Origin of the sequence: Pararhizobium sp. LjRoot235 (assembly GCF_964254145.1) — a bacterium.
GTDB lineage: Bacteria > Pseudomonadota > Alphaproteobacteria > Rhizobiales > Rhizobiaceae > Pararhizobium.
In genome coordinates this window covers 1828767-1855148 of sequence record NZ_CAXUSP020000001.1, presented here as the reverse complement: position 1 = coordinate 1855148, position 26382 = coordinate 1828767, and the positions used below count along the sequence as shown (strand labels likewise).

Here is a 26382-nt window from a genome sequence, read left to right as displayed (position 1 = left end):
TGCACGCGCAGCGTTTTTGGCTTTCTTTTGGAGGCCTGACGGTTTTATGGGGGAACCGTCTGCGTCAAGAGCCGTGCAGCTGCCACGTTCAAAGGAAACAAAAAGACCGCCTTGGATCGCTCCGCGGCGGCTTTTTTTCGTCCGGGGGTTGGTTCAGGCCGTCAGCTGACCAAGAAATTCCTTCACTTCGTAGCCGGGCATGAAATTGCCGATGCGCTTGATCTCCCATTCGAGCTTGATGCCGGATGTTTCGTACACCCGCTGGCGTACGGTTTCGCCGAGATATTCAAGCTCGTAGCCGCTTGCCTGGCCGGTGTTGATCATGAAATTGCAATGCATCGGCGACATTTGGGCGCTGCCGATCATCAGGCCGCGGCAGCCCGCCTCGTCGATCAGTTTCCAGGCGGAATGACCGTCGGGATTCTTGAAGGTCGAACCGCCGGTCTTCTCGCGGATCGGCTGCACCGTCTCGCGATGCTGGCGCACCGCATCCATATCGGCGCGGATCTTCGCCTTGTCTTCCGGATAGCCTTCGAAGACGGCATGGGTGAAGATCAGGTCGTCTGGCGCAGAGGAATGCCGGTAGGTGTAGCCCATGTCGGCATTGGTGAGCACGTGCTTGTTGCCCTTGCGATCGACCGCGTGAACCTCGACCACACGCTCGCGCGTCTCGCCGCCATTGGCGCCGGCGTTCATGCGCAGTGCGCCGCCGATTGAGCCGGGAATACCGTAGTAGAAATGGAATCCGCCTATGCCGTGATCGAGTGTCATGGCAGCAAGGTTCTTGTCCGGGCAGATCGCTCCCGCTCTAACGCGGGTCTCCGAAACCAGCTCGACATCACCGAACCCCTTGGCCGAAAGCCGGATGACGACACCCGCAATGCCACCATCGCGCACGAGCAGGTTCGAGCCGACGCCTGCGACCATGACAGGCACTTCGTCCGGCAGCAGCTTCAGGAAAGCGACGAGATCATCGGCGTCATGCGGCTGGAACATCAGTTCAGCAAGGCCGCCGGCACGGAACCAGGTGACGCGATCCATCGGCGCGTCCGGCGTCAAACGCCCGCGCAATTCGTTCACGCCTGCCCCAAAAGAGGCCAGAAGCTTGGTACCATCAACCTGTTTCATGCGGAATTTCCTGAAATGCCTGCGAGTTCCTTCGGAAGGGCGGCCGCCCAGTATGTGATGCTGCCAGCCCCCAAGAGAACCACAAAGTCACCCGGTTGCGCAATGGCGGAGACGATCGGCGCGATCGCTTCCGGGCCGTCGATGAAACGCGCGTCGCGGTGCCCCCCCGCCTTGATGCGGGAGACGAGTTCCGGCGAGCTGACGCCTTCGATCGGATCCTCACCGGCCGAATAGACCGGCGCGAGCAGGACCGTATCTGCATCATTGAAGCAGGCGGCAAAGTCCTCAAAGAGGCTGTGCAGCCGAGAGTAACGGTGCGGCTGGTGCACGGCGATGACGCGGCCGCCCTGGCAAGCTTCGCGCGCAGCCTTCAGCACGGCCTTGATCTCGACCGGATGATGACCGTAGTCGTCATAGATGCGCGCACCGTTCCACTCACCGGTGAGGGTGAAGCGTCTCTTGACGCCACTGAACGCCGCCAGCCCCTTGGCGATGGCGTCCGGTTTGATGCCGAGACGCTGGGCAACCGCGATCGCAGCCGTCGCGTTCGAGACGTTGTGACGACCCGGCATCGGCAGGCGCAGATCCGGCAATTTGATAATCTGGCCGGTACGGCGACGGCGGATTTCGACGTCGAAGACCGAGGTCGCGGCGTCCATGCGGATATTGGAAAAGCGCACATCCGCCTGCGGATTTTCGCCATAGGTGATAACCTTTCGGTCCTCGATGGTCGATACCATGGTCTGCACTTCGGGATGATCGAGACACATGACGCCGAAGCCGTAGAAGGGCACGTTCTCGACGAACTGGCGGAAGGCGGCACGCACGGCATCGAAATCGCCGTAGTGATCGAGATGTTCCGGATCGATATTGGTGACGACCGCGACGTCGGCGGGCAATTTCAGGAAGGTGCCGTCCGATTCGTCGGCCTCGACCACCATCCACTCGCCCTCGCCCATGCGGGCATTGGTACCATAGGCATTGATGATGCCGCCATTGATGACGGTCGGATCGAGCCCGCCGGCTTCGAGCAGCGAGGCAACCATCGACGTCGTCGTGGTCTTGCCATGGGTGCCGCCGATGGCGATCGCATTGCGGAAACGCATGAGTTCGGCGAGCATTTCGGCGCGGCGCACGACCGGCAGCAGCTTTTCACGCGCGGCGATCAGTTCCGGGTTGGTCTTCCTGATTGCGGTCGAGACGACGACGACTTCGGCATCGCCAATATTCTCAGCCTTGTGGCCGACGAAAACCTCGATGCCCTTGTCACGTAGCCGCTGGACGTTGGCGCTGTCGGACTGGTCGGAGCCCTGCACCCGGTGACCGAGATTGTGCAGCACTTCGGCAATGCCGCTCATGCCGATACCGCCGATACCGATGAAATGAACCAGGCCGATCGTCTGCGGCATTTTCATGAGCGTGTTTCCTTGAACTGTGCAATCGTCGAACCGCTGGCAATAGCTTCAACCATGGAGGCAAGCAAGCGTGCGGCATCCGGTTTGCCCACCTGTTTGGCACTCGCCGCCATGCCGCTGAGCTTGGCGGGGTTATTCATGGCCTCCGTCAGTATCCGGCTCAGTTTTTCGCTGGAAAGTTCGGCCTGGGCGATCACCTTGGCCCCGCCGGTCGCCGCAAGTGCTGCTGCATTGGCGGCCTGATCATGATCGAGCGCGTAAGGATAAGGCACCAGGATCGCAGGCCGGCCGATTACCGCGATCTCCGACACCGTGGAGGCGCCGGACCGGCAGATGACCAGATGAGCCTTGGCGATACGCTCCGCCATATCGGTAAAGAACGGCGCGATGTCCGCATTCATCTCAAGCTTGGCAATGCAGCCTTCGACCATCGGCAGGTCTTCGGCGCGGGCCTGCTGGGTAACGCGCAGACGCGCCCGCAAGCTGTCGTCGAGCAGGCTGATTGCCGTCGGCACGCTCTTCGAAAAATACTGTGCGCCCTGGCTGCCACCGAAGACGACGAGGCGGAAATCTTCGCCGTCACCAGACGGCTGATATGGCACCCTGGCGGCTTCCAACACCGCCGGACGGACGGGGTTGCCCGTCGTGACGGTCTTCGCGGCATAAGGACCATTCGTTTCCGGAAGAAAACCGCCGGCGATAGCCTTGACGCGTTTGGCGAGCGCCTTGTTCGCCCGGCCCATGACGGCGTTCTGCTCGTGGATCATCGAGGGAATGCCCATGCCGGTTGCGGCCAGCAGTGGCGGAATGGTCGGATAACCACCGAAGCCGACGATGACTTTCGGCCGCACCTTGACCATCAAACGGCGAGCGATACGCATTCCGGACCAGAGCGTCCACAGCGAGCCTGCGACCTTCATAGGGTTTTTGGACCCGATCGTGGCGGAAGGCACGACATGGATTTCATCCGCTGGAAATTTTCCCGCATAGCGCTCTGCCCGGCTGTCCGTCACCAGGTGCACGGCATAGCCGAGCGCCTTCAACTCATGCGCCAGCGCTTCCGCCGGAAACAGATGGCCCCCGGTCCCGCCGGCGGCGAGCATGATGATGCCTTTGGTCATAATCAGTCCTTGTTACGCCGGCTCTATTCGGCTGGCACGCCCATGCCTGAGCGGAACAGGCTGCGCTCGATAGCGCGTTTTTCCGGGCGATGGCGGGTCAGCGCCAGGATGAAGCCCGCCGTTACGCAGATCGCCACCATGGAGGAACCACCATAGGAGATCAACGGCAGGGTCATGCCCTTGGCCGGCAGGAGTTCGAGATTGACGCCGATATTGATCATCGACTGGATGCCGATCTGCAGCACGAGGCCGGCAACGGCGAACCGGGTGAAGTCATTGCGCTCGCGGAAAGCATGGGAAAGACCGCGCATGACGAGGAAGGCGAAGATCAGCACGATGACAATGCAGAAGATGATACCGAACTCTTCCGCCGCGACCGAGAAGATGAAGTCGGTGTGGCTGTCCGGGATGATCCGCTTGACGATGCCTTCGCCCGGTCCCTGCCCCAGCCAGTCACCGCGAATGATCGCCTCGCGCGCGGTATCGACCTGGAAGGTATCGCCCTCGCCGGTCAGGAACCGGTCGATACGGCCGGCTACGTGCGGCAGTATCGTATAGGCGACCACCAGCCCCCCGACTGCCGAGCCTCCGAGCACGATGATCCAGAGCCACGGCATGCCGGCCATGAAGAACATGCCGCCCCAAACGGCCGTCGTCAGGATGGTCTGGCCAAGGTCGGGTTGCGCCACGAGCAGCGCGACGACGATGCCGTAAAGCAGGATGGCGAACAGGTTGCCTGGAATTTCCGGCTGGCGCGCATGCTCGGAGAACAGCCAGGCACAGACGACGACGAAGGCCGGCTTCATGAATTCGGACGGCTGCACCGACAGGCCGGCAAGCGAAATCCAGCGGCGGGAGCCCTTGACCTCGGCGCCGAAGAATAGCGCCAGCACCATCATGCCGAGCGAGGCGAGAAGCAGGATCATCGCAGTTCTGCGCACCTGCCGGGGCGACAGGAAGGAAATGCCGACCATCACCGCGAGCGATGGCAGAAGGAACGCAGCATGCCGCTTGACGAAGTGGAAGCTGTCGAGATTGAGCCGCTCGGCGACCGCCGGACTTGCGGCGAAGGATAGCATAAAGCCGATGCCCATCAGCAGAATGAAGGTCGCCAGGAAGAACCTGTCGATCGTCCAGAACCAGTCGGCCACGGGGCCACGTTCGGCACGGCTTACCATCTCTTCGTCCCCTTCAACGGCGCGTCCGGCGCCCGGAAATCAACGCAAGGCCATCGGCCTTCATATCAGCATCGTGACGCCTTCGATCGCAGCAACATGGCTGACGAAGGCATCGCCCCTGACTTCAAAGTTCTTGTACTGGTCGAAGCTTGCGCAAGCCGGGGACAGCATCACGGCGGATGGCCCCGCCTCGTCCTTGGCCGCATCAGCGGCGGCATGGGCGACGGCCTGCTGCAAAGTCCCGGAAATTTCGAAGGGCACGGCCTCGCCAAGGGTCGCGGCGAAAGCGGACGCAGCCTCGCCGATCAGGTAGGCCTTGGCGATTTTCGGAAAGAACGGTGAAAGCGTCACAATGCCGCCCTCCTTCGGCAGGCCGCCGGCGATCCAGTAGATCCGCTCGTAGCTCGACAAAGCGGGCGCTGCCGCATCCGCATTGGTCGCTTTGCTGTCGTTGACGAAAACCACCTGCCCTTTCCGGCCGACCGGCTGCATGCGGTGCTTCAGCCCGGGAAAAGAGGAGAGGCCCTTGACGATGTCTGCCTGCGAAACACCGACGGCAAGGCAGGCGGCAATTGCTGCGGCCGCGTTCTGGGCATTATGACCGCCGCGCAGGGTCTGGATGCCGTCGAGATCGGCAAACAGGGTCGTTGCTCCGGAAAGGGCCTGCACGATGCGGCTGCCCTCGGCATAGAGACCATCCGCCAGCACCTGACGCCGCGAAATCCGCACGACCTTGGTGCCTGAGCGTTCGACGCGATCGGCGATCAGGCTGGAAAAACTGTCATCGACCCCGACGACGGCAACGCGGCTTCCGGCGACAAGACGTTCCTTAATGCCGGCGTAGTGCTGCATCGACCCGTGCCGATCGAGATGGTCAGGCGTCAGGTTGAGCAGGATGCCGGCGGACGGATTGATCGTCGGCGCCAGGTCGATCTGGTAGGACGAGCATTCGACCACGTAGAAGCGGCCGTTCTTCGGCGGATCGAGCGTCAGTACCGCCGTGCCGATATTGCCCCCGAGTTGCGTATCGCGGCCGCTGGTCTTGAGGATATGGGCGATCAGCGCCGTCGTCGTGGATTTGCCGTTGGTGCCGGTGATGGCGATGAAGGCGCAATCAGGTGCATGCGCCCGCCGCTCGCGGACGAAAAGTTCGACATCGCCGATGACCTCGACACCGGCTTCATGGGCAAGATCGACGGTCCAGTGTGGCCGCGGATGCGTGAGCGGAACGCCCGGCGACAAAACGAAGGCGGAAAAAGCCTTCCACTCCGCCTGTCGCAGATCACCGGTACCAATACCCTCGGAAACCGCCTTGGCGACGCTCTCGGGATTGTCGTCCCAGGCCGTAACCTTGGCGCCACCGGCGACCAGCGCCTGCGCCGTCGCCAGACCGGAGCCGCCGAGACCGAAGAGCGCGACCTGCTTGTCCTTTAATGTCGTGACCGGGATCATCGGCTCTTTACCGCAGCTTCAGGGTCGAAAGGCCGATCATGGCGAGGATGACCGCGATGATCCAGAAGCGGATGACGACCTGGCTCTCCGTCCAGCCCTTCTTTTCGAAATGGTGATGGATCGGCGCCATCAGGAAGACGCGCTTGCCGGTGCGCTTGAACCAGAAGACCTGGATGATCACCGACAGGGTTTCGATGACGAACAGGCCGCCAATGATGATCATGACGATCTCATGCTTGGTCGCAACGGCAACGGTCCCGATCAGGCCGCCGAGCGCCAAGGACCCGGTGTCGCCCATGAAGATCGCCGCCGGCGGTGCGTTGAACCAGAGGAAACCGAGGCCGGCGCCGATGACGGCGCCGAGAATGACCGCGAGCTCGCCGGTGCCCGGCACGAAATGAATCTGCAGGTAGTTCGCAAACACCGCGTTACCGGCGAGGTAGGCGATGACGCCGAAGGACGCGGCGGCAATCATTACCGGGACGATGGCAAGACCGTCGAGACCATCGGTGAGGTTGACTGCATTGCCGGCACCAACGATGACGAATCCACCGAACAGGATGAAGAAATAGCCGAGATTGAGAGTGAAATCCTTGAGGAAGGGGAATGTCAGCGACGAGCCGAACGTCGAGCCGTTCGTTCCAGCCAACAAGGCGGTCCGCATCATGAAAAAGACCGCGATGGCGGCGATAACGAACTCGATGCCCAGGCGAGCCTTGCCCGAGAAGCCCTTGTCCGACTGCTTCGTCACCTTCAGGTAGTCGTCATAGAAGCCGATGGCGCCGAAACCGAGCGTCACCAACAGCGTCGAAACCACGTAGACGCTGGAAAGATCGGCCCAGAGCAGCGAACTGCCGATGATGCCGGCAAGAATCATCAGCCCGCCCATGGTCGGTGTGCCGGCCTTCTTGAAATGGGTCTGCGGACCGTCCGCGCGGATCGGCTGGCCACGGCCCTGCCGGACACGCAGCGACGAGATCATTCGCGGACCGAACAGGAAGACGATGATTGCCGATGTGAACAGGGCGGCGCCGGTACGGAAGGTGATGTACCGGAAGAGGTTGAAAAATTGAAAATGGTCCGCCAGTTCGACAAGCCAGATGAGCATAAGGGACCTTTCCCCAAAGGTTCGTTGCAGGTGCCATCCATCAGAATCACCGAATGGAAGAATAACTGCGTGGTATCAGAAGTGTCAGCATGGAACTTCGGCCATGAAAGCCTTGTCCCAGCCTTATTCGGCGCGTCCTGTCCCGGATGAAGGCGGGTATTTCTCAAGCAAGGCCGCAACGATCCTGCCGCAACCGGTCCCCTTGGACGACTTGACCATCACCACATCTCCAGCCGCGATCGATCCGAGGGCGAATTCCTTCAGGTCCTCGACAGTTTCGCGATATTCGACGCGGATATCCTCAGGCAGCGCATCGCGCAGATGCGCCATCTCCGGTCCGGCGAGCCAGACAGCGCCGATACCGGCTTCGGCGAGCGGCGCAGCAAGCCCGGCATGAACCTTGCCCGCGAATTCGCCCATCTCCAGCATGTCGCCCAAGATGGCGATTCGCCGTCCGCCGTCGGGCAGTTCGGCATCCTTGAGAAGCGCGATCGCCGCCCGCATCGATGCCGGATTGGCGTTGTAGCTCTCATCGATCAGAACGAAGGAACCCGAGCCGATCGGCAGACGGTGCCTTGCGCCCCGCCCCTTTTCCGGCACCAGGGTGGCAAGGGCAGCAACCGCAGCATCCACGTCCGCCCCGACCAGAGCGGCGGCACCGAGTGCAGCAAGCGCGTTTTCGGCGACATGCCGGCCCGGCGCGCCCATCTGTATTTCCAGCGTCCTGCCGCCGATCGCCGCCCAGAGCACGGCCCCTTCCGAGCCGCCTGCGAATTCCACCATGCGGAAGTCGGCCTTGGCGCTGCTGCCGAAGCTGTGCACATGGGCAACGCCCAGCACCGCCGCTGCTTTTTCCAGCGTCTCGAACTGCTCGTTATCGCGGTTGAGGATCACATGGCCGTCATCGACGAGCCCTTCCATGATCTCCGCCTTGGCAGCGGCAATCTCGCCGAGATCCTTGAAATTGCCAAGATGCGCAGCGGCGATCGTGGTAATGATTGCCACATGCGGACGAACCATCGTAACCAGCGGCCGGATTTCGTCAGCGTGGTTCATGCCGATCTCGAAGATACCGAAATCGGTATTTTCCGGCATGCGCGACAGGGTCAGCGGCACGCCCCAATGATTGTTGAACGAGGCGACAGAGGCATGCACCCGGCCGGACGGCGACAATACGTGACGCAACATTTCCTTGGTGGTGGTCTTGCCGACAGAACCAGTCACCGCGATGATCTTCGCGGCGCTGCGGTCTCGAGCGGCGCAGCCGAGCCGCACCATCGCCTCCAGCACGTCATCGACGACGATCATCGGCGCGATCAGACGCCCGAGCGCCGGCAGTTTCGCCTCGCTGACGACGAGCAGTTCCGCGCCATTGGCAATCGCGATGCCGGCATAGTCGTGGCCGTCGACCCGGTCGCCCTTGATCGCGAAGAAAGCTTCGCCCTTGGCGATGGAGCGGCTGTCGATCGAGATCCCGGTAATGCCTTCAGGCAGGTTTCCCATTGGGCGGCCATGCATGGCCGCCATCAGGTCGCTAACTGTCCAGAGAAAGCTCAAATCATTGATCTCCCAATGCTTTTCTTAACTCGGCATGGTCGGAGAAAGGCAAAGTGACGGAGCCGATGGTCTGCCCCTCCTCATGACCCTTGCCGGCGACGATCAGCGTATCGCCGGATTTCAACATGGCGACAGCAGCCTTGATCGCTTCCGCGCGGTCGCCGATTTCAGTCGCGCCCTCGGCCGCCACCATGATCTCGCTGCGGATGGTTTCGGGAACTTCCGAGCGCGGATTGTCGTCGGTGACGATCACCACGTCGGCAAGCCGCGTGGCGATCTCGCCCATGATCGGACGCTTGCCCTTGTCGCGATCACCGCCGCAGCCGAAGACGACGATGACCCGGCCGGTCGTGAACGGACGGACGGACGTCAGGACGTTTTCGAGCGCATCCGGCTTGTGGGCGTAGTCGACATAGGCGAGCGCGCCGTTCTTCGTGTGGCCGACCAGTTCGAGGCGGCCTGAAGCACCCTGAAGCTTTTCGAGCGCCGCCATCGCCGCTTTGGCGCTGACTCCTGTGGAGATGGCGAGGCCGGCCGCCACAAGCGCATTGGAAATCTGGAAGTCGCCAGCCAGCGGTACGTGCACCTCGAAAATCTCATCGCCGATGTGAACCTCGGCGATCTGCTTGTGGCGGAAATGCTCGACGCGCTTGAGGCTCAGATAATCACCCTTGCGGCCGACGGTCAGCACCTCCTGACCGGTTGCCTTGGCCGCAGCGATCGCCGGTCCCGACCAGGCGTCGTCGGCAAAGATCACCGCCGGCGATCCCTTCGGCAACACGCCCTCGAACAGCCGCATCTTGGCGGCCATATAGTCCTCGACGGTCGGATGGTAGTCCATGTGGTCTCGGCCAAGATTGGTGAAACCGGCGGCGGCAAGGCGCACTCCATCCAGCCGGCTCTGGTCGAGCCCGTGGCTGGAAGCCTCCATCGCCGCGTGGGTGACGCCGGCGTCGGCGAGATCGGCGAGCAGTTTGTGCAGCGAAACCGGATCCGGTGTCGTCAGCGAGCCATAATCATTGCGACCGGGCGCGATGACACCCGTGGTGCCGATCATTGCTGCCGCATGGCCAGAATGCGCCCAGATCTGTCGGGTAAACGAGGCGACCGAAGTCTTTCCAGCCGTACCGGTCACAGCCACCATCGTTTGTGGCTGGCGCCCGTAGAAATTGGCGGCTGCGAGCGCAAGCACGCGGCGAGGCGCCGAGGCGGCAAAAACCGGTGCTGAAACATCTTCCGAGGGTTTTGCGCCCGCGACCACGGCTGCGGCGCCGCGCGCAATTGCGTCATCAATGAAGGCCTTGCCGTCCGCCTTGCTACCCGAAAGCGCCACGAACAGCGCACCGGGGACGACCTGCCGGCTATCGGCGGTGATGGCGGCAATATCGATATCGCCGGCGGCGGCGTTCAACTGCGCGGCAATTTCCGGGAAATCCTTCCCGATCAGGTCTTTGATCTTCATGGATGCACTTTTCAGTTATACCGACCCGCCGAGCGGCGAATCCTCCAGATTGTCATTCCATGGTCAATAAGACACAAGCAAGGCAGAACCGTCTTCACCAAACTTCGGCTCGACGCCGAGAAGCGGCGCAGATCGGCTTATGATATCGCGAACCATCGGGGCTGCCGTATTGCCTGCAAGTGCCGCGCCATTGCCCTTGTCGGTTTTCGGTTCGTCGATGAAGGTCAGGACCACATAGCGCGGATCATCGATCGGAAAGCCGGCCAGAAAGGCATTGAAATTGGCGTCATGCGAATAGCGGCCGTTCACGACCTTATCTGCGGTCCCGGTCTTGCCACCCACATTATACCCCGGCACGCGCGCGTTCTTGCCAGAGCCATTGACGGCGTTCCAACGGAACAGGAAGCGCATATCGTCACTGGTCGATTTCTTGATGACCGTCGTCGAGGCAGCCTCTGCCTCCTCCGCCGTGCGCGGCAGGAAGGTCGGTTCGATGAGATGTCCACCGTTCAACAGGGCGGCACCGGCCACGGCGGTCTGCAAAGGCGTCGTGGAGACGCCGTGACCGAAGGAGATGGTGATCGAGTTGATCTTCTTCCATTCGCGCGGCTGGCTCGGCATCTTCACTTCGGGCAGCTCCGTCTGCATCTTGGAAAGCAGGCCTATCCTGGTCAGGAATTCCTTGTGACCCGCGATGCCAACGATATCGGCCATCTTGGCCGTTCCGATATTGGATGAATACTGGAAGATCTCCGGCACCGTCAGAACACGATGCTTGCCGTGGAAATCCTTGATCGTGAAGCCGCCGATGCGAATCGGGAAGCGGGCGTCGAAGCTGTCGGTGAGCTTCACCTTGCCGGAATCGAGCGCCATCGCAGTGGTAAACGACTTGAAGGTCGACCCCATCTCGAAGGTGCCGTTCGACATGCGGTTCATCCAGCCTTCCTTGGCGCCATCGGCGGGCTTGTTTGGATCATAGTCGGGATAGGACACCATGGCGAGAATTTCGCCGGTCTTCACGTCCATCACCACGCCGCCTGCGGCAAGCGACTTGAACTTTGCCATGGCATCGACAACGACATCGCGCAGGATGTTCTGGACGCGCAGGTCGATCGAAAGCCTGACCGGCTCTAGTTTCGCATCGCTCGTCATGCCGATGGCGGCAAGATCGGCCAGCCCCTGGTTGTCAATCCAGCGCTCCATACCGGCAATACCGCGATTATCGACATTGACATGACCGATGACGTGCGAAGCGGTGGCGCCGCCGGGGTAGAAACGGCGCTTCTCCGGCCGGAAACCGATGCCGGGAATGCCGAGCGCCAGGATTTCGCTCTGCTGTTTCGGGGTCAACTGGCGACGCAGCCACTGAAACCGCGATTTGGATTTCAGCTTGTTGTAGATTTCCGCGACGTTGAGATTGGGCAAGACAGTCGACAATTGCTCGACCGCCTCATCCGCATCGACGATCTTGTGCGGCTCGGCATAGAGCGAGACGGTGCGGATGTCGGTCGCCAGGATTTCACCGTTGCGGTCGAGAATGTCCGGGCGCGAAGCCATCAGATTGTCGGCGCGGCCGATGCTGGAAACCGTATCGGGCTTCGCCAGACCGTACTGCACGAGACGGCCGCCGATGACGCAATAGACCGCCGCGAAGCTGATGATGACGATCGCCACACGGCTTCTCGCCTGGTTGCTGCTCTTCTTACGCGTTCCCTGGAACGGAATGCCGAGATCACCGGGATGGTTGTTGCCGCCGGCGGAGAAATGAGCCTTGCTCTTGACGACCATGATACGGGACAGAAAAGACATCAGCGTGCCACCGAACCTGTTGCGATATCATCCGTCTTCGCCAGCGGTTTTTTCGACTTGCCCTTGGCCATGCCCATCACCTCGAGGACATCCTCCGGTGGCGGCAAATCGGCCTTCAGCATCGGCAGCTCTTCTGGGCGCACAAGCTGGGTCGAGGCGGTAGCCGTAAGCTGCAGGTCCTGCTGGTAGACGGTTACGAGCTTCTCAAGGCGATTGGGTTGGGTGAGCAACGCCCAATCGGCGCGCAGAAGGTCGATCGTATCTTCCTCGAGCTTGATCTCCCCCTCCAGCTTGCGCACGTCTTCCAGCTTGTTTTCCGCCCGGTGCTTGATCGTGTAGGTGACGGTCGCTGCGGCCGTCATGACGACGATCAGGACGATGTCAAAGGTACGCAGCATGTCTCAGCCCCCAATCTTTCCAAGGCTCGCAAGGTTCGGCAAATCGAAGATGGACAGATCCTCTGCCTGAGGCGGCGCATCGGTACGGGCGCCAACCCGCATCTTGGCAGACCGGGCGCGCGGGTTGCGCAAGGCTTCTTCTTCACTGGCCGCGACCATAGATTTCCCAACTGGTGCGAAAGTTGCCGCACGCTCATGCACCAGCGGCATGTGACGCGAGCCGGAGGCCTTGCCGGCGCGATCCTGGAAGAATTTCTTGACGATCCGGTCTTCCAGCGAATGGAAGGTGACGACGGTCAAACGCCCGCCGGGCTTCAGCACGCGCTCGGCGGCAAACAGCGCCCGGGCAAGTTCGCCGAGTTCGTCGTTGACGAAGATGCGCAGCGCCTGGAACACACGGGTGGCGGGATGAATCTTGTCCTTGGCCTTGCGCGGCGTAACGATCTCGATCAGTCCTGCGAGGTCGCGCGTCGTTACGAAAGGCTCTTCAAGCCGGCGCTTTTCGATCGCGCGGGCGATGCGGCCCGACTGCGGCTCTTCACCGAGAAAGCCGAAGATACGCGTAAGGTCGGAAACCTTGGCCCTGTTGACGACGTCGGCCGCGGAAACACCATCCGACGACATGCGCATGTCGAGCGGCCCGCGCTTCTGGAAGGAGAAGCCACGCTCGGCCTCGTCGATCTGCATGGAGGAAACGCCGATATCGAGCACGACGCCATCGAGTCCGCCTTCGGGGGCATATTGCGCAAGGTTGGAGAAACGCGAATGCACCAGGGTGAGGTGGCCGTTGCTGGCGGCGACCAGTGGCTGTCCGGCTTGAATGGCTGCGGGATCACGATCGAGCGCGATCACATCGGCGCCGGTCGCCAGAATGGCAGAGGTATAGCCGCCGGCACCAAAGGTACCATCGAGAATGACCTTGCCGGGAGCGAGATTAAGGCTCGCAAGAACCTCTGGGAGAAGAACCGGAATGTGACGGACCGGTCCGCCATCGGCATCAGGAAAACCTTCGCCTTGATCCGCCATCATTCCGCTTCTCCACTCTAGTCCGAACGCCGACCTCGCAACCTGCGTTCTTCCCGCGCCGCCGCTTGGCGTTCCAGAAACACCTGCGGCGCCCACAACTGAAAATGATCCGCCCGACCGACAAAGGTCACCTCCGTGGTGATGCCAGTGAAGTCGCGGATGAAATCCGTGACCATCAATCGGCCTTCCTGGTCGAGCTTCATGAAGACCCCGCCCCCATGAATCAGGAGCGACATCTGATTGGCCTGCGGCGAAAACGGATCCTCGCCGCCGATTTGCCTTTCGAACCGATCCAGCAATTCCGGACCGCCGGCGCTGATTGCCGGAAAGACGAAATCCTGAAAGCAATAAAGCTCCCGAATATCGAGCGCCGACAGAACAGAACGAAACGTCGAAGGAACGGAAACCCGCCCCTTTGCATCGATCCGGTTTGTCGCATGCGATAGGAAGCGGTTCATGACGAGATACGGCCGTTTCCGGTAAACGCGCGAAACCCAATAGCCCGCGCACACCCTCAAAACAAGACACAGCACTCCACCAACGGGCGACATGCCCGTTCGAAAATCCCCCGACGAGGGGTCCCGAGACTTGCGGTGAATCGGCCTGAATCAGCCCGTGTACTGTGTGTGATTGGGATACCATGGGACCATATGGGCGTCAATGGGATTTGCTCTATTTCAGCACGCGTCGTCAGCAAATCTTGATAGTCTGTTAAGTTTAACAAATGGTTACGACACGGCCATCAACACGTTGGATTCACTGTCGAATCCTCTTCGGTAAAATGATTACCCTGAACATTAGCAATGTATAAAAATAATAAGCATTCAAGCGGATACACGATTTTTGAAATCGCGTTGGCCGGGATCAAAGAAGAAGAATTTGCCAGTTGGCCTGTAAGCCGGGTTCTGTATGGCTCCGGCCCGAAAGCCGGAACGTGGCAGCCATTCATCTGGGACAGCGCTTGCGCGCTGCCTCCTGCAACCCACCCGGATGACTGGCCCGGAAAAGGCCGGACCGCTTGCGCAGTCCACGTCATCCCTATTCGGTCTTGCTCCCGGTGGGGTTTGCCCTGCCACTCATGTTGCCATGCGCGCGGTGGGCTCTTACCCCACCCTTTCACCCTTACCTGCCAGAGGCAGGCGGTATTCTTTCTGTGGCACTTTCCCTGGGGTCACCCCCGCCGGACGTTATCCGGCACCGTTTTTCCGTGGAGCCCGGACTTTCCTCCCCCCGCAGCCTTTCGGCCCTAGCGGAGAGCGGCTGCCCAGCCAACTGGCAGGCGGTGCATAACCGACGCATTCGCCAATTGCCATAGATAAAAGAAAATAAGGTGTGCCCGCCGGTGTTTCCACCCATAGCGGACGATAAAATCCGTCTCGTATTCTGGCGTATCCGAGCTGCCAACGATGATGAAATCGAATGTTCCCTACATGCCCGCCGTCCTTGTAGACGATCTGGCGGAGATGGCATGGCATCTGCCGGGCCGGCAGGTGAGAACTTGAAAAACGCCGGTACGCGAAACCCTACCCGGCGCCCGGACCGCGGCTTTATGAGTTGATGATGCTCTGGACCTTGCCGCAATAGCGGCGCGATACCGGGTTCATCTTCTTGGCGCCGTGGCCGGCATTGTAGCGAAGGATCGTGCCGCAGGTGAAACCGCCGGACAATTCATGCGCCATGGCAAGATATTTCATACCGAACTTGATGTTGGTCTCGGGGTCGAACAGACCGCCCTTGCCCCCGGTATAGCCCATCATCCGGGCCGTCGCCGGTTTGATCTGCATCAGGCCGATTTCGCCGGCGCCGCCGCGGGCCTTTGGATTGAAATTGCTTTCGACCTTGACGACCGCATGGGCGAGATCGACAGGAACGCCGTATTGCTTCGCATAGGTTTGGATCAGGTTACTGTAGGTCGAAGTCTCGAGGGAGGCGCCTGGCGACGGATAGCCCGTGGTTCTCGTGGCTGGCTTGATGGAGGATGTTATGGTCTTGTCGATGCCCCCGGCATACGACGTTTCAACCCCGGAAAAAAGCATGCAGAAGCATGCCGCAGTTGCAGCAAGATGCGGTAGTCTCATTTAGCTTGAAATCTCCACTTTCGGGCGCAGCAGCATGTGGGCGCACCCCGCCCTGCCATCACGCGTCCCCGATTTTCGTCATCAGCAGGAGAAGGCCTTGCGCCTTGAAATCACCCACGGCTCGGTACGCCGGCAAAAGACCCCGGCATAGTGACGATCATGTGGCGGTGCACAAAATTAAAGCGACGAAGGCCTGGCAAGGGCGCAGGAGAGCCCGTCCGGCAAGCCTGTTCAGCGGCTGAAATTCGGCAGCGCGGACAAGAGCCTGTGGAGCGTATCGAGGGTCGAAATATCGGCGATGCCGTCGACCTGGGACTGGCGGAAATGGCGCTGGAAGGCGGCAACCACCCCCTCCGTCTTCTCGCAAAAAACGCCTGTCACTTCAATTCCGTAACCATAGAACGACAGCATGGTCTGCACCGCCTCGACGGGCTGGCCCTGATCGCCCCTCTGGAAAAATCGTCCGCCGCCGATCGGAGCCGGTGGAACCCAGTGCCCGACACCGCTCGAATGGAGCTGATCCCAAGGAAATTTTTCTCCCGGGTCCGCCTTGCGAATCGGGGCCACATCGCTGTGCGCAAGCACCCTTTCCGCGGTGATAGACCAGCGATTGCCACAGTCCCGACACAATTCAGCGACCGCTTCGATCTGCGCCGGGGGGAAATCCGGCAGACCGCCAAGGTGGCCGGCATTGGCAATCTCGATGCCGATCGAGCGGGAATTGATGTCTGTCTCGCCCTTCCAGACGCTCTTGCCCGCGTGCCAGGCGCGACGATCCTCGGCCACGAGCTGATCGACGCGACCGTCCTCATGGACGAAGTAGTGACTGGAAACCTGGCTTTCCTCGCGACAGAGCCAGTCGAGCGCGGCTTGCGCCGTCTCCATGCCGGTATAGTGCAGAACGATCATGTCCGGCTTCAGGCCGCCCGCCCTTTCGCCATGGTTGGGCGAAGGCACGGCGCACGCGGCCGGGTAGTCGCAGGCGAAGGGCGTCATGCGGCGCGGCGTTCTTTCTCGATCGCCTCATAGGCGGCGTTGAGTGCCGCCATGCGATCATTGGCGATCGCGTGCAATTCTTCCGGCACGCCGCGGGCGACCAGCATATCGGGATGATTTTCCGACACGAGGACGCGGTAGCGCTTGCGGATCATCGAGAAGTCGTCCTTCGGCGAGACGCCGAGCACGTCGTAGGGATTGGCATCGGACAGGTGAACATGGCGTGCCAAGATCTCCTGAAACCGCTCTTCTCCCATGTGGAAGATTTCCGCGACACGTGTGAGGAACGCGACCTCCTTGTCGTGCAGGGCGCCATCCGACTTGGCGATATGAAAGAGCCCATCGATGATGTCTTCCAGCACCGGGCAGTTCTCATCGCAGGAAGCGCACAGCGACGCCATCTTCTCGGCATAGGCCTCGTAACCGGCAACGTCCTCACGGGCGAGATTGTAGAGCCGCGCGACATTGCGGGCCTGATCGTCCGGAAACTTGAAGATATCGCGGAAGGCAGAGACCTCGGCCTCGGTGACGAGGCCGTCAGCTTTTGCCATCTTGGCGGACAACGCGATCATGGCGACGGAGAAAGCCACCTTGCGGCGTGTCTCCGGATCACCTTCAAACAGCGTCCTGATCGCCTCGACAACGCCGGCAAGCGCATTGCCCGTCGCGGTGACGATGCTGAGGATGCGATCCCAGAATGACATAGGCACGTTCTTTCCCATGATTGCTGATCCACATTGCTTCGGGAGGCGGCGGCAGGGCAACGCCCGCGCACGAGTGCAAAAAGTCAGAAACAGCAGTGCGGCCGCAATAGGCGGGCAGCTCATGCAACAGCTTGACCAGATGTTGATGCGGATTGCAAGGCATACAACCCGCCGAAACGGCCCAAATGACGAATTTGTGATGGCACCTCACTATTTTCCATTCGATTGGGTGATCCGTCGATGATGCAAATGAATTTGACTTTGGTCCTGCCAGGATGCGAGCGAAAGCTGTACATCAGGAGTTCCCATGCGCATTTCCACCCACCCGCAGGCCGTGGGCATGGCCCTAGGTCTGATCGGCGTCACGATTTTTGGCGCAACTTTGCCGATGACGCACATCGCGCTCGGCGGCTTTTCTCCCTTTTTCATCACCTTCGGTCGCGCCGTCATCGCCTCAACCGCAGCGGGCCTGACGGTGCTTTTGCTTGGCAAACGCTGGCCTAAGGGACAGGGCGCGATGCTGATCGGCGCAGGCATTTGCGTGGTCTATGGTTTTCCGATCTTTTCCTCGATCGCGATGCAGACGATCCCGGCAAGCCATGGCGGCGTGGTTCTCGGCCTTCTGCCCTTGTTGACCTCGATCTTTGCAGCGGCTGTCGACGGCGAACGGCCTGGGCCGGCCTTCTGGGCCTATGGTGTTGCTGGCGCCGCCCTTGTCGTCTTTTTCTCTGTTCGCGAAAGGGGCTTTCATCTGCAAACTGGCGATGTCTGGCTTTTTTTGGCGGCGGTCACCGCATCGCTCGGTTATGTGCTGTCGGCCAAGGTGTCACGCATCATCCCGGGCTGGGAAGTGATTTCCTGGGCACTGGTGATCACCTCGCCACTATCGCTCGCGGCAACACTTGTGGTGATGACCAACGGCATTCATGCACCGACCAATGTGGAGCTCGGCGCCCTCTCCTATCTCGGCCTGATGTCGATGTTCGGCGGCTTTGTCTTCTGGAACGCCGGCCTCGCCCTCGGCGGCATCGGCCGCGTCGCGCAGGTGCAGTTGCTGCAGACCTTCGTGACGCTCGCCGTGTCGGCGGTGCTACTCGGCGAAGTCATCAGCCTGGCGACGGTCGCCTTTGCCGTCGCGGTCGCCGTCATCGTCTGGCTCGGCCGCAAGGCGCGCATTGCATAGCGCGTCACGCGGCCGAATTGACTGGATGTCATTTAACTTCCACGGGAATTGCGCTAGAGAGACCTCGGACGATTTGCCGAAATCCCGAGGAGGAATTCATGCCCAAACAGAAAGTTGCAATGCTGACCGCAGGCGGCCTCGCCCCCTGCCTGTCCTCCGCCGTCGGTGGCCTGATCGAACGCTACACCGATATCTCGCCTGATATTGAGCTCGTCGCCTATCGTTCCGGCTATCAGGGTCTGCTTCTTGCCGACCGGATCGAGATCACCCGCGACATGCGCGAGAAAGCCCATATCCTGCACCGCCATGGCGGCTCGCCGATCGGCAACAGCCGCGTCAAGCTGACCAACGCCGCAGACTGCGTCAAGCGCGGCCTGGTCAAGGAAGGCCAGAACCCCCTGCGGGTCGCTGCCGAGCAGCTCGCTTCCGATGGAATCACTATTCTGCATACCATCGGCGGCGACGACACCAACACGACGGCAGCCGATCTCGCCGCCTATCTCGGCGCCAATGGCTACGACCTGACCGTCGTCGGCCTGCCGAAGACCGTCGACAACGACGTGGTGCCGATTCGCCAGTCGCTCGGTGCCTGGACGGCTGCGGAATACGGCGCGAAATTCTTTGACAACGTCAGCAACGAGCAGAGTGCTGCGCCGCGCACCCTTGTCGTGCACGAAGTGATGGGCCGCCACTGCGGCTGGCTGACGGCCGCGACTGCGCGCGCCTATATCCAGATGACCGACGACAAGGAATTCGTCGACGGCTTTATGATGGACTCCAAGCTGAAGAACATCGACGGCCTCTATCTTCCCGAAACAGCATTCGACGTGGAAGCCGAGGCCGAGCGACTGCGCGCGACGATGGATAAGGCGGGCTTCGTCACCCTGTTCGTCAGCGAAGGTGCCTGCCTGGACGCCGTCGTCGCCGAACGCGAAGCGGCTGGCGAAAGCGTGAAACGCGATGCGTTCGGCCATGTGAAGATCGACACGATCAATGTCGGCGGCTGGTTCTCCAAGCAGTTCGCGGCCCTCCTCGGCGCGGAACGCTCGATGGTACAGAAATCGGGCTACTACGCCCGCTCCGCACCTGCCAACGTGGACGATCTGCGCCTTATCCAGGGCATGGTCGATCTGGCCGTCGAAAGCGCGCTCAACAAGGTCTCCGGCGTCACCGGTCACGATGAGGACAAGGGCGGGAGGCTCAGGACGATCGAATTCCCGCGCATCCGCGGTGGCAAGCATTTCGATACGTCGGTCAAGTGGTTCGGGGACGTGATGGACGTAATCGGCCAGAAGTGGTCGCCGGCATCCTGATTCCCTGCTGACAAGGCCTATTGACGGCTCCGTTCGCGCATGGCTTCCTCGATGGAACGCCACGTCCAAACGGAGCCTTTTTCATGTCGATCGAACACTGGCTTGCCTTCGTCGTCGCCTCGTCCATCCTGCTTGCGATTCCAGGCCCGACAATCCTGCTCGTCATCTCCTATGCGCTGGGCCATGGACGCACTGTTGCAGGTGCCACGGTTGCCGGTGTCGCTCTTGGCGATTTCACGGCGATGACCGCCTCGATGCTCGGCCTCGGTGCACTGCTCGCCACTTCGGCTGCAATTTTCACGGTTCTGAAATGGGTGGGTGCCGCCTATCTCATCTGGCTCGGCATCAAGCTGTGGCGCACACCGATCGCGGCCGAGGCCACTGACGGGACGATGGCGGTTCCGGTCGAGCAACCCTTGCGGATTTTCCTGCACGCTTATGTCGTCACCGCGCTGAACCCGAAAAGCATCGTCTTCTTCGTCGCCTTTCTGCCGCAGTTCCTCGATCTCAGCCGTCCGCTGTTTAGCCAGATGCTGATCTTCGAAACGACATTTCTGGTGCTCGCCGCGGCCAACGCAACGGCCTATGCGCTGATGGCCTCAGTCGCCCGCAAAACGATTCGAAAGCCGAAGGTTCAGGCCATCGTCAACCGGACGGGCGGCTCGCTGCTGATCGGCGCAGGCCTTGTGACAGCGGGCCTGCGGCGCGCCGGCGCCTGAAAAGGCGTCCCGCGCTTGCGGTTCCCTGCCCCATCGGTTAATGAGGATTTGCACATGGCGGCCGTTTGCTGCTGATTTGCGAGGGCTGCGGGGCCTGACAGCACGAAAGCGACAGCATGGCTAATTTCCGTTTTTCCGTTTTGAAACCGGCGCTTACGGCTTGTGCTCTGGTCTCGGTGACGCTTGCGGGCGGTTGTTCGAGCGTTGAGCGAACGCCGATGGAGCAGTTGATGGCAGTGCAGACGGTGACGCCGCTGCCGAAGCCCGGAACGGAAATGACGGCTTACGCTCTGCCAACCCCAGATGGCGCAGCGACGGCGACGGCCGCGGCGCTTGCGGCCGAAACCGCGATGATGAAGCCCGGCGAGAGTCCGATCGTGACGAACGGCGCGACCACCGACCCGCTTGCCACGCCGCAGGCATCGACAATGGGTGAGGCGGCAACGCCAGGCGCCTTGCCTCAGACCGCAAACGCCATGGTCGCTCCGGCCGCCAACCAGACCGCTATGGCGAGTGCGCCTCAGATTCCCGAAGGCATGGTCATGGCCGCGATGGAATCGGATTTCGACACCGGCGAACCAGTCGGACTGGAAACCCTCGTCGCAAGACGCATGATCGTACCGGTCCAGAAGCCTTCGATGACCGAGGCAGTTCTGTCGGCTCCGCAGGCGGTGCTTGCTTCACTGACCGCGGAAAAGCCGACCAGCTCGCGTCCTGAGCTCGATCGCCTGATCGCCTACTACGCCAAACTCAACAATATTCCGGAAGAGCTGGTGCATCGCGTCGTGAAGCGCGAAAGCACCTATAATCCGCGCGCCTATCATGCCGGCAATTACGGCCTGATGCAGATTCGCTACAATACGGCCAAGAGTCTTGGTTACCAAGGTCCGGCCGAAGGCCTCTTCGATGCCGAGACAAACTTGAAATATGCGACGAAGTATCTGGCAGGCGCCTGGATGGTGGCCGACAACCAGAACGACGGCGCCGTCAGGCTCTATGCCAGCGGCTATTATTACCACGCCAAGCGCAAGGGCCTGCTTGAAACGCTGGGCATGAAATAAAGCCTTCAGCCGGCCATATCACCGGATCTCTTCAGCGGCGGTCAATTGACAGTCTCAGCTATTTTCGCCTCCAGCATGCGCACGTCATAGCCCAGCCTCGATGGCGTGAGGCCCAGGCGAACGACGGCAAGCCCAAGGGATGGGGCCAGCATGACGGTCTGCCCGTCATGGCCCTGCAGCCAGTAGGCATCCGCAGGCAGGCGCGGCCCACCATCCTTTCCGAGCTTCGTCCAGACATGCCCTGCCCCATAGCGCCCGTTTGATATCTTTGTCGGCGTGCGCATGAAGGTAACAAAGTCCGGCGGCAGGATCTGCTCGCCTTTCCAATTGCCGTTTCGCAGCAGGAAGAGGCCGAACCGGGCCCAGTCCCGCGCCGTCGCATACATGTAGGAGGAGCCGACGAAAGTGCCGTGCGCATCCGGCTCCAGCACCGCGCTTGTCATGCCGAGCGGCCGGAACAGGGCCGCACGCGGAAAGGTGAGTGCCTCGCGGAGGCTGCCGAAGCTATCCATCCAGAGCCGCGAAAGAATCGTCGACGTGCCGCTGGAATAGCTGAAGCGTTCTCCCGGCTGCGCCTCGAGCGGTTTCGAGGCCGAGAAATTCGCCATGTCCCCCTCGAGGAACAGCATCCGGGTGACGTCGGTCACATCGCCATAATCCTCGTTGAACTGAAGACCGCTCTGCATGGCCAGAAGATCGCCGAGCGTTATCTGGTTGCGCGGGTCATTTCGCCATTGCGGCAGAAGCTCCGTTCGATCGAGCGCCATCCGGCCATCCCTGATGCGCAAGCCGATCAGCGCGGCCGTCACCGACTTGGTCATCGACCAACCGAGCAGCGGCGTGCCGCTGTTGAAACCTTCGCCATAACGTTCCGCGACGATCTTGCCGTCCTTGACGACGACAATGGCGCGCATGCCGGGTCCGGCAAGCTGCGGATCCGCCAGCAGTGTCTGCACCGCAGGATTGACGTTCGTGCCGCTACCGTCGGGCCAGGGTTTCCCCTCATCCGATTGCGGCGGCCTGCGGCGAAGCTGCCGGTTGCCCGGAAACGCCGCAAACTCGCCTTCGGTGACATTGGTGCATCCAAGACCCTCGCGGTAGATGGCATGGCCTGGAGCCGCAAAGCCCAACATGCGGGCGGTGACCGCCTTGCGGGTTTCATCAACCGATAGGCGCACTAGGCGCAAAAAAGGATGACCGGGCGCCTGAACGTCGTCGGCGAGCACCGCATTGGCGTCGCGGCCAGCTATGAAAACATTGGAGCAGACGATCTTGGCAGCATAACTGTCACCGACGCGCAACAATTCGGGCGGCATGACCACCAGCCAGCCGGCAATCGCCGCAACGGCAACCGGCATCGCGCCCGCAAGCCACCACAATCTTCTGCGCATACGCACCGCCCCTGCTTCGCCACCGCCACAAAAACAGGATTCCATGTTTTTAGGAAGGGTTTATGGCAATCACTTTGGCGCGATAAATGTTTCTAACCTATTGATCGTGCCGCGACCTTGGCCGGTTCACACTGAAGAATTCCGCTGAAACCGGGTGGAAATCAAAAAGGTCCTTTGACGTCGTGTTCGGGCCGTCGGGAGATGGCCTTATCCAACATGTGCAAACTCAATCGATTATCGTGAACGAGAAATTGCATCAGCTACCCGTCATCAAAGTGTAGCGGACTCGTCTTAGAAGCCTTCCAACTTCAACAGATGGCAGGCTGACATGACCGATCTCGCCCCCGATGCAGGCTATAGCAAAAAGAACCGCAAGCTCAAGACCGCTCTGCTCCAGCATAAGGCACTGACCGTCGACGGTTTATCGGAACGCCTTTTCGGACTGCTTTTCACCGGTCTCGTCTATCCGCAGATATGGGAGGATCCGGCTGTCGATATGGAGGCCATGCAAATCCGGCCGCAGCACCATATCGTCACCATCGGCTCCGGCGGCTGCAACATGCTCGCCTATCTCTCCGCCGCCCCCGAGCGCATCGACGTCGTCGATCTCAATCCGCATCATATCGCGCTCAACCGGTTGAAACTTGCGGCTTTCCGGCACCTGCCCGGCCACGCGGACGTCGTTCGCTTCCTTGCCCGGCACGATGTTGCCAGCAACGTTCAAGCCTTCGATAGGTTCCTCGCGGCCAAGCTCGACACCGCGACGCGCAGATACTGGAACAGCCGCAGCCTGACGGGTCAGCGCCGCATCCGGGTTTTCGGCAAGAACATCTATCGCACCGGCCTGCTTGGCCGCTTCATCAGCCTCGGTCACCTTCTGGCGCGCTTGCACGGCGTCGATCCGGCCGAACTCGCCAATGCGCGCTCGATGCGCGAACAACGGCAGTTCTTTGACGAGCGGCTGGCGCCACTCTTCGATCGGCCGGTCATCCGCTGGATTACGAGCCGCAAGAGCTCGCTGTTCGGGCTTGGCATCCCGCCGCAGCAGTTCGACGAACTTGCGAGCCTCAGCGACGAAAAATCGCTGGCGGGTGTGCTGCGCCAGCGCCTCGAAAAGCTCTCCTGCCATTTTCCGCTGAAGGAAAACTATTTCGCCTGGCAGGCCTTCGCACGCCGCTATCCGATGCCGCACGAAGGCGAACTGCCGGTCTACCTGCAGGCGAGCCGCCACGAGACGATCCGCAACAATGCCGAGCGCGTGCATGTGCATCACGCCAATTTCACCGAGCTACTGGCGAAGAAGGCGGCCGGCTCCGTCGATCGTTACGTCCTGCTCGATGCGCAGGATTGGATGACGGACCGCCAACTCAATGATCTGTGGACCGAAATTACCCGGACGTCAGCGGAGGACGCCGTGGTCATCTTCCGCACCGCCGCCGAAGCCAGCATCCTGGAGGGCCGCGTGTCGCAGGCCCTGCTTGGCCAGTGGCACTACGATGCAGACAAGTCGCAGGCTCTGAACCTCAAGGATCGCTCTGCCATCTATGGCGGCTTCCATATCTACAGGAAAGCGGCATGACAGCGATCGATACCGGTGCCACCCATGCCGAGCGCATGGACCGGATGTACCGCACACAGCGGCATTTCTACGACCTGACCCGCAAATACTATCTGTTCGGCCGCGACACGCTGATCCGGGCGCTTGATGTTCCGGTTGACGGCAGTGTGCTTGAAATCGGCTGCGGCACGGGCCGCAATCTGGCGCTGATCGGACGGCGCTTTCCGCAGGCGCGTCTGTTCGGGCTCGACATCTCGGCTGAAATGCTCGTTTCGGCCGAGGCGAAACTCGGCAAACCCGGACGCACGAGGACGGTTCTGCGTGTCGCCGACGCGACCGATTTCCAGCCTTCTGAATTCGGCGAAACAGGCTTCGACCGCATCGTCATTTCCTATGCGCTGTCGATGATCCCGGACTGGGAAAAGGCGATCGACGCCGCGATTGCCGCGCTCAATCCCGGCGGCTCGCTTCATATCGCCGATTTCGGCCAGCAGGAACGCCTGCCGCGCCTGTTCCAGCGCGGGCTCCAGGCCTGGTTGAAACGCTTTCACGTGACGCCGCGCGAGACGATGGTGACTGTGCTCAGGCAGAAGGGCGAACAGTTTGGTGACACGGTCGAGCATCGCCCGATCGGCCGCGGCTATGCCTGGCTCTTTGTTTACCGCCGCCAAGTGAAATAAGCCGGGGCAAGCTCCGCGTAGCGATCCAGCTCTATAGGATCGACCGCAGACCCGCGCCTATTTCGGCTCTGCGGTGCAGCTTTGACAATTGCTGCTTGAAACTAACTCAATTTTTACGATGATATGGTGAAAATGAGGTTCACGCCTCCCGGGGGATTCACATCAGCGGATATCATCGTGTGAGGCATCATCGTCGATCGTTTCAGAACGGGGACCTCATGCGCCGGCTTTTCCTGGCTCTACTGCCTATTGCGACGCTCCTTTCCGGCTGTACGTCGACAGATTACGATCTCGTTTCCACCGCATCGATCCCGCCCCGGTTCCAGGACAAGGATCCGCAGGATTTCGGCGCACGCACCCCGTATAATCACAATATCCATGGCGTCGATGTCTCGAAGTGGCAGGGCGATATCGACTGGGTCAAGGTGAAGGGATCTGGCGTCTCCTTCGCCTTCATCAAGGCAACGGAAGGCAAGGATAGGGTCGACACGCGGTTCAACGAATACTGGCAGCGCGCCCGCGCCGCCGGCCTGCCCTATGCGCCCTATCATTTCTACTATTTTTGCTCGACGGCGGACCAGCAGGCCGACTGGTTCATCGCAAATGTGCCGAAGAGAGCGGTCTATCTGCCGCCGGTTGTCGACGTCGAATGGAACGGCGAATCCAAGACCTGCCGCTACCGGCCTTCGCCGCTGACCGTGCAGACCGAAATGAAGCGCTTCATGGACCGGCTTGAGCAGCATTACGGCAAGCGCCCGATCATCTACACCTCGGTCGACTTCCACCGCGACAATCTCGTCGGCCAGTTCAAGGACTATCATTTCTGGGTTCGTTCCGTCGCCAAGCACCCGACGGAAATCTACCCGGAGCGCCGCTGGGCCTTCTGGCAATATACCAGCACGGGCGTCATCCCCGGCATTGACGGCGATGCCGACATCAACGTCTTCGCGGGATCGCCCAAGAACTGGAAGAATTGGGTGACCGCCGTTTCGAAAGCGCGTGAACAGGTCGCGAGTGAGTAACCAGGCGCGGTTTCTTCTTTCCG

At 61.0% G+C, this 26382-nt stretch carries 23 protein-coding genes and 1 other RNA gene; 7 read left to right on the top strand and 17 right to left on the bottom strand.

The genetic code is table 11. From position 1 onward, the window contains the following. Positions 1 to 153: 153 nt before the first annotated feature. From murB to ACSQ2Z_RS08750, 16 genes are all read right to left on the bottom strand, one after another. Positions 154 to 1128, bottom strand: a complete 975-nt coding sequence (murB, locus tag ACSQ2Z_RS08825) for a UDP-N-acetylmuramate dehydrogenase (RefSeq protein WP_436080856.1) — start codon at positions 1126 to 1128, stop codon at positions 154 to 156. Next, complete coding sequence (murC, locus tag ACSQ2Z_RS08820) at positions 1125 to 2543, bottom strand: UDP-N-acetylmuramate--L-alanine ligase (protein WP_436080855.1); 1419 nt, start codon at positions 2541 to 2543, stop codon at positions 1125 to 1127. The genes murB and murC overlap by 4 nt, the downstream gene beginning before the upstream one ends. Then, a complete protein-coding gene (gene murG / locus ACSQ2Z_RS08815) occupies positions 2540 to 3664 on the bottom strand; it encodes an undecaprenyldiphospho-muramoylpentapeptide beta-N-acetylglucosaminyltransferase (protein ID WP_436080854.1) in 1125 nt (374 codons plus the stop codon). The genes murC and murG overlap by 4 nt, the downstream gene beginning before the upstream one ends. A gap of 23 nt (positions 3665 to 3687) precedes the next feature. Continuing rightward, on the bottom strand, positions 3688 to 4842 hold the full coding sequence (gene ftsW / locus ACSQ2Z_RS08810; protein ID WP_436080853.1) for a putative lipid II flippase FtsW: 1155 nt from the start codon (positions 4840 to 4842) through the stop codon (positions 3688 to 3690). Between the two features lie 60 nt (positions 4843 to 4902). Next, positions 4903 to 6294, bottom strand: a complete 1392-nt coding sequence (murD, locus tag ACSQ2Z_RS08805) for a UDP-N-acetylmuramoyl-L-alanine--D-glutamate ligase (RefSeq protein WP_436080852.1) — start codon at positions 6292 to 6294, stop codon at positions 4903 to 4905. Between the two features lie 7 nt (positions 6295 to 6301). After that, positions 6302 to 7402, bottom strand: coding sequence for a phospho-N-acetylmuramoyl-pentapeptide-transferase (gene mraY, locus ACSQ2Z_RS08800; RefSeq protein ID WP_436080851.1), 1101 nt, complete (start codon positions 7400 to 7402; stop codon positions 6302 to 6304). Between the two features lie 123 nt (positions 7403 to 7525). Continuing rightward, positions 7526 to 8959, bottom strand: a complete 1434-nt coding sequence (locus ACSQ2Z_RS08795; RefSeq protein WP_436080850.1) for a UDP-N-acetylmuramoylalanyl-D-glutamyl-2,6-diaminopimelate--D-alanyl-D-alanine ligase — start codon at positions 8957 to 8959, stop codon at positions 7526 to 7528. A 1-nt stretch (position 8960) separates the two neighbouring features. Next, positions 8961 to 10421, bottom strand: coding sequence for a UDP-N-acetylmuramoyl-L-alanyl-D-glutamate--2,6-diaminopimelate ligase (locus ACSQ2Z_RS08790; protein ID WP_436080849.1), 1461 nt, complete (start codon positions 10419 to 10421; stop codon positions 8961 to 8963). Between the two features lie 63 nt (positions 10422 to 10484). Then, a complete protein-coding gene (locus ACSQ2Z_RS08785; RefSeq protein WP_436080848.1) occupies positions 10485 to 12230 on the bottom strand; it encodes a peptidoglycan D,D-transpeptidase FtsI family protein in 1746 nt (581 codons plus the stop codon). Further along, positions 12230 to 12628 (bottom strand): cell division protein FtsL, encoded by a 399-nt coding sequence (gene ftsL, locus ACSQ2Z_RS08780; RefSeq protein ID WP_436080847.1) that lies wholly within the window; start codon positions 12626 to 12628, stop codon positions 12230 to 12232. Before ftsL ends, ACSQ2Z_RS08785 begins: the two co-directional genes overlap by 1 nt. 3 nt (positions 12629 to 12631) lie before the next feature. Continuing rightward, entirely contained in the window at positions 12632 to 13657 is a 1026-nt protein-coding gene (rsmH, locus tag ACSQ2Z_RS08775; RefSeq protein ID WP_436080846.1) for a 16S rRNA (cytosine(1402)-N(4))-methyltransferase RsmH, read from the bottom strand. Between the two features lie 14 nt (positions 13658 to 13671). Next, positions 13672 to 14112, bottom strand: coding sequence for a division/cell wall cluster transcriptional repressor MraZ (gene mraZ, locus ACSQ2Z_RS08770; RefSeq protein ID WP_436080845.1), 441 nt, complete (start codon positions 14110 to 14112; stop codon positions 13672 to 13674). 420 nt (positions 14113 to 14532) lie between these two features. Further along, positions 14533 to 14930, bottom strand: an RNA gene (rnpB, locus tag ACSQ2Z_RS08765) — RNase P RNA component class A. 271 nt (positions 14931 to 15201) lie between these two features. Next, a complete protein-coding gene (locus ACSQ2Z_RS08760; protein ID WP_436080844.1) occupies positions 15202 to 15732 on the bottom strand; it encodes a lytic transglycosylase domain-containing protein in 531 nt (176 codons plus the stop codon). A 231-nt stretch (positions 15733 to 15963) separates the two neighbouring features. Further along, entirely contained in the window at positions 15964 to 16728 is a 765-nt protein-coding gene (locus ACSQ2Z_RS08755; RefSeq protein ID WP_436080843.1) for an N-acetylmuramoyl-L-alanine amidase, read from the bottom strand. Next, positions 16725 to 17432 carry a TerB family tellurite resistance protein gene (locus tag ACSQ2Z_RS08750; RefSeq protein WP_436083028.1) on the bottom strand — a complete coding sequence of 236 codons (708 nt, stop codon included), beginning with the start codon at positions 17430 to 17432 and terminating at the stop codon, positions 16725 to 16727. The genes ACSQ2Z_RS08755 and ACSQ2Z_RS08750 overlap by 4 nt, the downstream gene beginning before the upstream one ends. Positions 17433 to 17739: 307 nt before the next feature. Between ACSQ2Z_RS08750 and ACSQ2Z_RS08745 the strand changes: the two genes are divergently transcribed. From ACSQ2Z_RS08745 to ACSQ2Z_RS08730, 4 genes are all read left to right on the top strand, one after another. Further along, positions 17740 to 18615 (top strand): DMT family transporter, encoded by an 876-nt coding sequence (locus ACSQ2Z_RS08745; protein WP_436080842.1) that lies wholly within the window; start codon positions 17740 to 17742, stop codon positions 18613 to 18615. A gap of 98 nt (positions 18616 to 18713) precedes the next feature. Further along, positions 18714 to 19928, top strand: coding sequence for a pyrophosphate--fructose-6-phosphate 1-phosphotransferase (locus ACSQ2Z_RS08740; protein WP_436080841.1), 1215 nt, complete (start codon positions 18714 to 18716; stop codon positions 19926 to 19928). Positions 19929 to 20011: 83 nt separating this feature from the next. After that, entirely contained in the window at positions 20012 to 20647 is a 636-nt protein-coding gene (locus ACSQ2Z_RS08735; protein ID WP_436080840.1) for a LysE family translocator, read from the top strand. A gap of 116 nt (positions 20648 to 20763) precedes the next feature. Next, positions 20764 to 21708 carry a transglycosylase SLT domain-containing protein gene (locus tag ACSQ2Z_RS08730; RefSeq protein WP_436080839.1) on the top strand — a complete coding sequence of 315 codons (945 nt, stop codon included), beginning with the start codon at positions 20764 to 20766 and terminating at the stop codon, positions 21706 to 21708. A gap of 41 nt (positions 21709 to 21749) precedes the next feature. Here the strand turns inward: ACSQ2Z_RS08730 and ACSQ2Z_RS08725 are convergent, their stop codons facing one another. Continuing rightward, positions 21750 to 23099, bottom strand: a complete 1350-nt coding sequence (locus tag ACSQ2Z_RS08725) for a serine hydrolase domain-containing protein (protein ID WP_436080838.1) — start codon at positions 23097 to 23099, stop codon at positions 21750 to 21752. 328 nt (positions 23100 to 23427) lie between these two features. Between ACSQ2Z_RS08725 and ACSQ2Z_RS08720 the strand changes: the two genes are divergently transcribed. The 3 genes from ACSQ2Z_RS08720 to ACSQ2Z_RS08710 all read left to right on the top strand — a co-directional run bounded on the left by ACSQ2Z_RS08720 (position 23428) and on the right by ACSQ2Z_RS08710 (position 26359). Next, positions 23428 to 24678, top strand: coding sequence for a DUF3419 family protein (locus ACSQ2Z_RS08720; RefSeq protein ID WP_436080837.1), 1251 nt, complete (start codon positions 23428 to 23430; stop codon positions 24676 to 24678). Continuing rightward, positions 24675 to 25337 carry a class I SAM-dependent methyltransferase gene (locus tag ACSQ2Z_RS08715; protein ID WP_436080836.1) on the top strand — a complete coding sequence of 221 codons (663 nt, stop codon included), beginning with the start codon at positions 24675 to 24677 and terminating at the stop codon, positions 25335 to 25337. The genes ACSQ2Z_RS08720 and ACSQ2Z_RS08715 overlap by 4 nt, the downstream gene beginning before the upstream one ends. 218 nt (positions 25338 to 25555) lie before the next feature. After that, entirely contained in the window at positions 25556 to 26359 is an 804-nt protein-coding gene (locus ACSQ2Z_RS08710; protein WP_436080835.1) for a glycoside hydrolase family 25 protein, read from the top strand. Positions 26360 to 26382 lie beyond the last annotated feature (23 nt).

Coding starts and splice junctions, on each gene's coding strand:
- ftsL (WP_436080847.1), bottom strand. CDS start 12,628: ATGCTGCGTACCTTTGACATCGTCCTGATCGTCGTCATGACGGCCGCA.
- ACSQ2Z_RS08790 (WP_436080849.1), bottom strand. CDS start 10,421: ATGAAGATCAAAGACCTGATCGGGAAGGATTTCCCGGAAATTGCCGCG.
- ACSQ2Z_RS08755 (WP_436080843.1), bottom strand. CDS start 16,728: ATGACGCCCTTCGCCTGCGACTACCCGGCCGCGTGCGCCGTGCCTTCG.
- murB (WP_436080856.1), bottom strand. CDS start 1,128: ATGAAACAGGTTGATGGTACCAAGCTTCTGGCCTCTTTTGGGGCAGGC.
- ACSQ2Z_RS08715 (WP_436080836.1), top strand. CDS start 24,675: ATGACAGCGATCGATACCGGTGCCACCCATGCCGAGCGCATGGACCGG.
- ftsW (WP_436080853.1), bottom strand. CDS start 4,842: ATGGTAAGCCGTGCCGAACGTGGCCCCGTGGCCGACTGGTTCTGGACG.
- mraY (WP_436080851.1), bottom strand. CDS start 7,402: ATGCTCATCTGGCTTGTCGAACTGGCGGACCATTTTCAATTTTTCAAC.
- murC (WP_436080855.1), bottom strand. CDS start 2,543: ATGAAAATGCCGCAGACGATCGGCCTGGTTCATTTCATCGGTATCGGC.
- ACSQ2Z_RS08785 (WP_436080848.1), bottom strand. CDS start 12,230: ATGTCTTTTCTGTCCCGTATCATGGTCGTCAAGAGCAAGGCTCATTTC.
- ACSQ2Z_RS08740 (WP_436080841.1), top strand. CDS start 18,714: ATGCCCAAACAGAAAGTTGCAATGCTGACCGCAGGCGGCCTCGCCCCC.
- mraZ (WP_436080845.1), bottom strand. CDS start 14,112: ATGAACCGCTTCCTATCGCATGCGACAAACCGGATCGATGCAAAGGGG.
- ACSQ2Z_RS08720 (WP_436080837.1), top strand. CDS start 23,428: ATGACCGATCTCGCCCCCGATGCAGGCTATAGCAAAAAGAACCGCAAG.
- ACSQ2Z_RS08725 (WP_436080838.1), bottom strand. CDS start 23,099: ATGCGCAGAAGATTGTGGTGGCTTGCGGGCGCGATGCCGGTTGCCGTT.
- ACSQ2Z_RS08745 (WP_436080842.1), top strand. CDS start 17,740: ATGCGCATTTCCACCCACCCGCAGGCCGTGGGCATGGCCCTAGGTCTG.
- ACSQ2Z_RS08710 (WP_436080835.1), top strand. CDS start 25,556: ATGCGCCGGCTTTTCCTGGCTCTACTGCCTATTGCGACGCTCCTTTCC.
- ACSQ2Z_RS08760 (WP_436080844.1), bottom strand. CDS start 15,732: ATGAGACTACCGCATCTTGCTGCAACTGCGGCATGCTTCTGCATGCTT.
- rsmH (WP_436080846.1), bottom strand. CDS start 13,657: ATGATGGCGGATCAAGGCGAAGGTTTTCCTGATGCCGATGGCGGACCG.
- murG (WP_436080854.1), bottom strand. CDS start 3,664: ATGACCAAAGGCATCATCATGCTCGCCGCCGGCGGGACCGGGGGCCAT.
- ACSQ2Z_RS08750 (WP_436083028.1), bottom strand. CDS start 17,432: ATGTCATTCTGGGATCGCATCCTCAGCATCGTCACCGCGACGGGCAAT.
- ACSQ2Z_RS08735 (WP_436080840.1), top strand. CDS start 20,012: ATGTCGATCGAACACTGGCTTGCCTTCGTCGTCGCCTCGTCCATCCTG.
- murD (WP_436080852.1), bottom strand. CDS start 6,294: ATGATCCCGGTCACGACATTAAAGGACAAGCAGGTCGCGCTCTTCGGT.
- ACSQ2Z_RS08730 (WP_436080839.1), top strand. CDS start 20,764: ATGGCTAATTTCCGTTTTTCCGTTTTGAAACCGGCGCTTACGGCTTGT.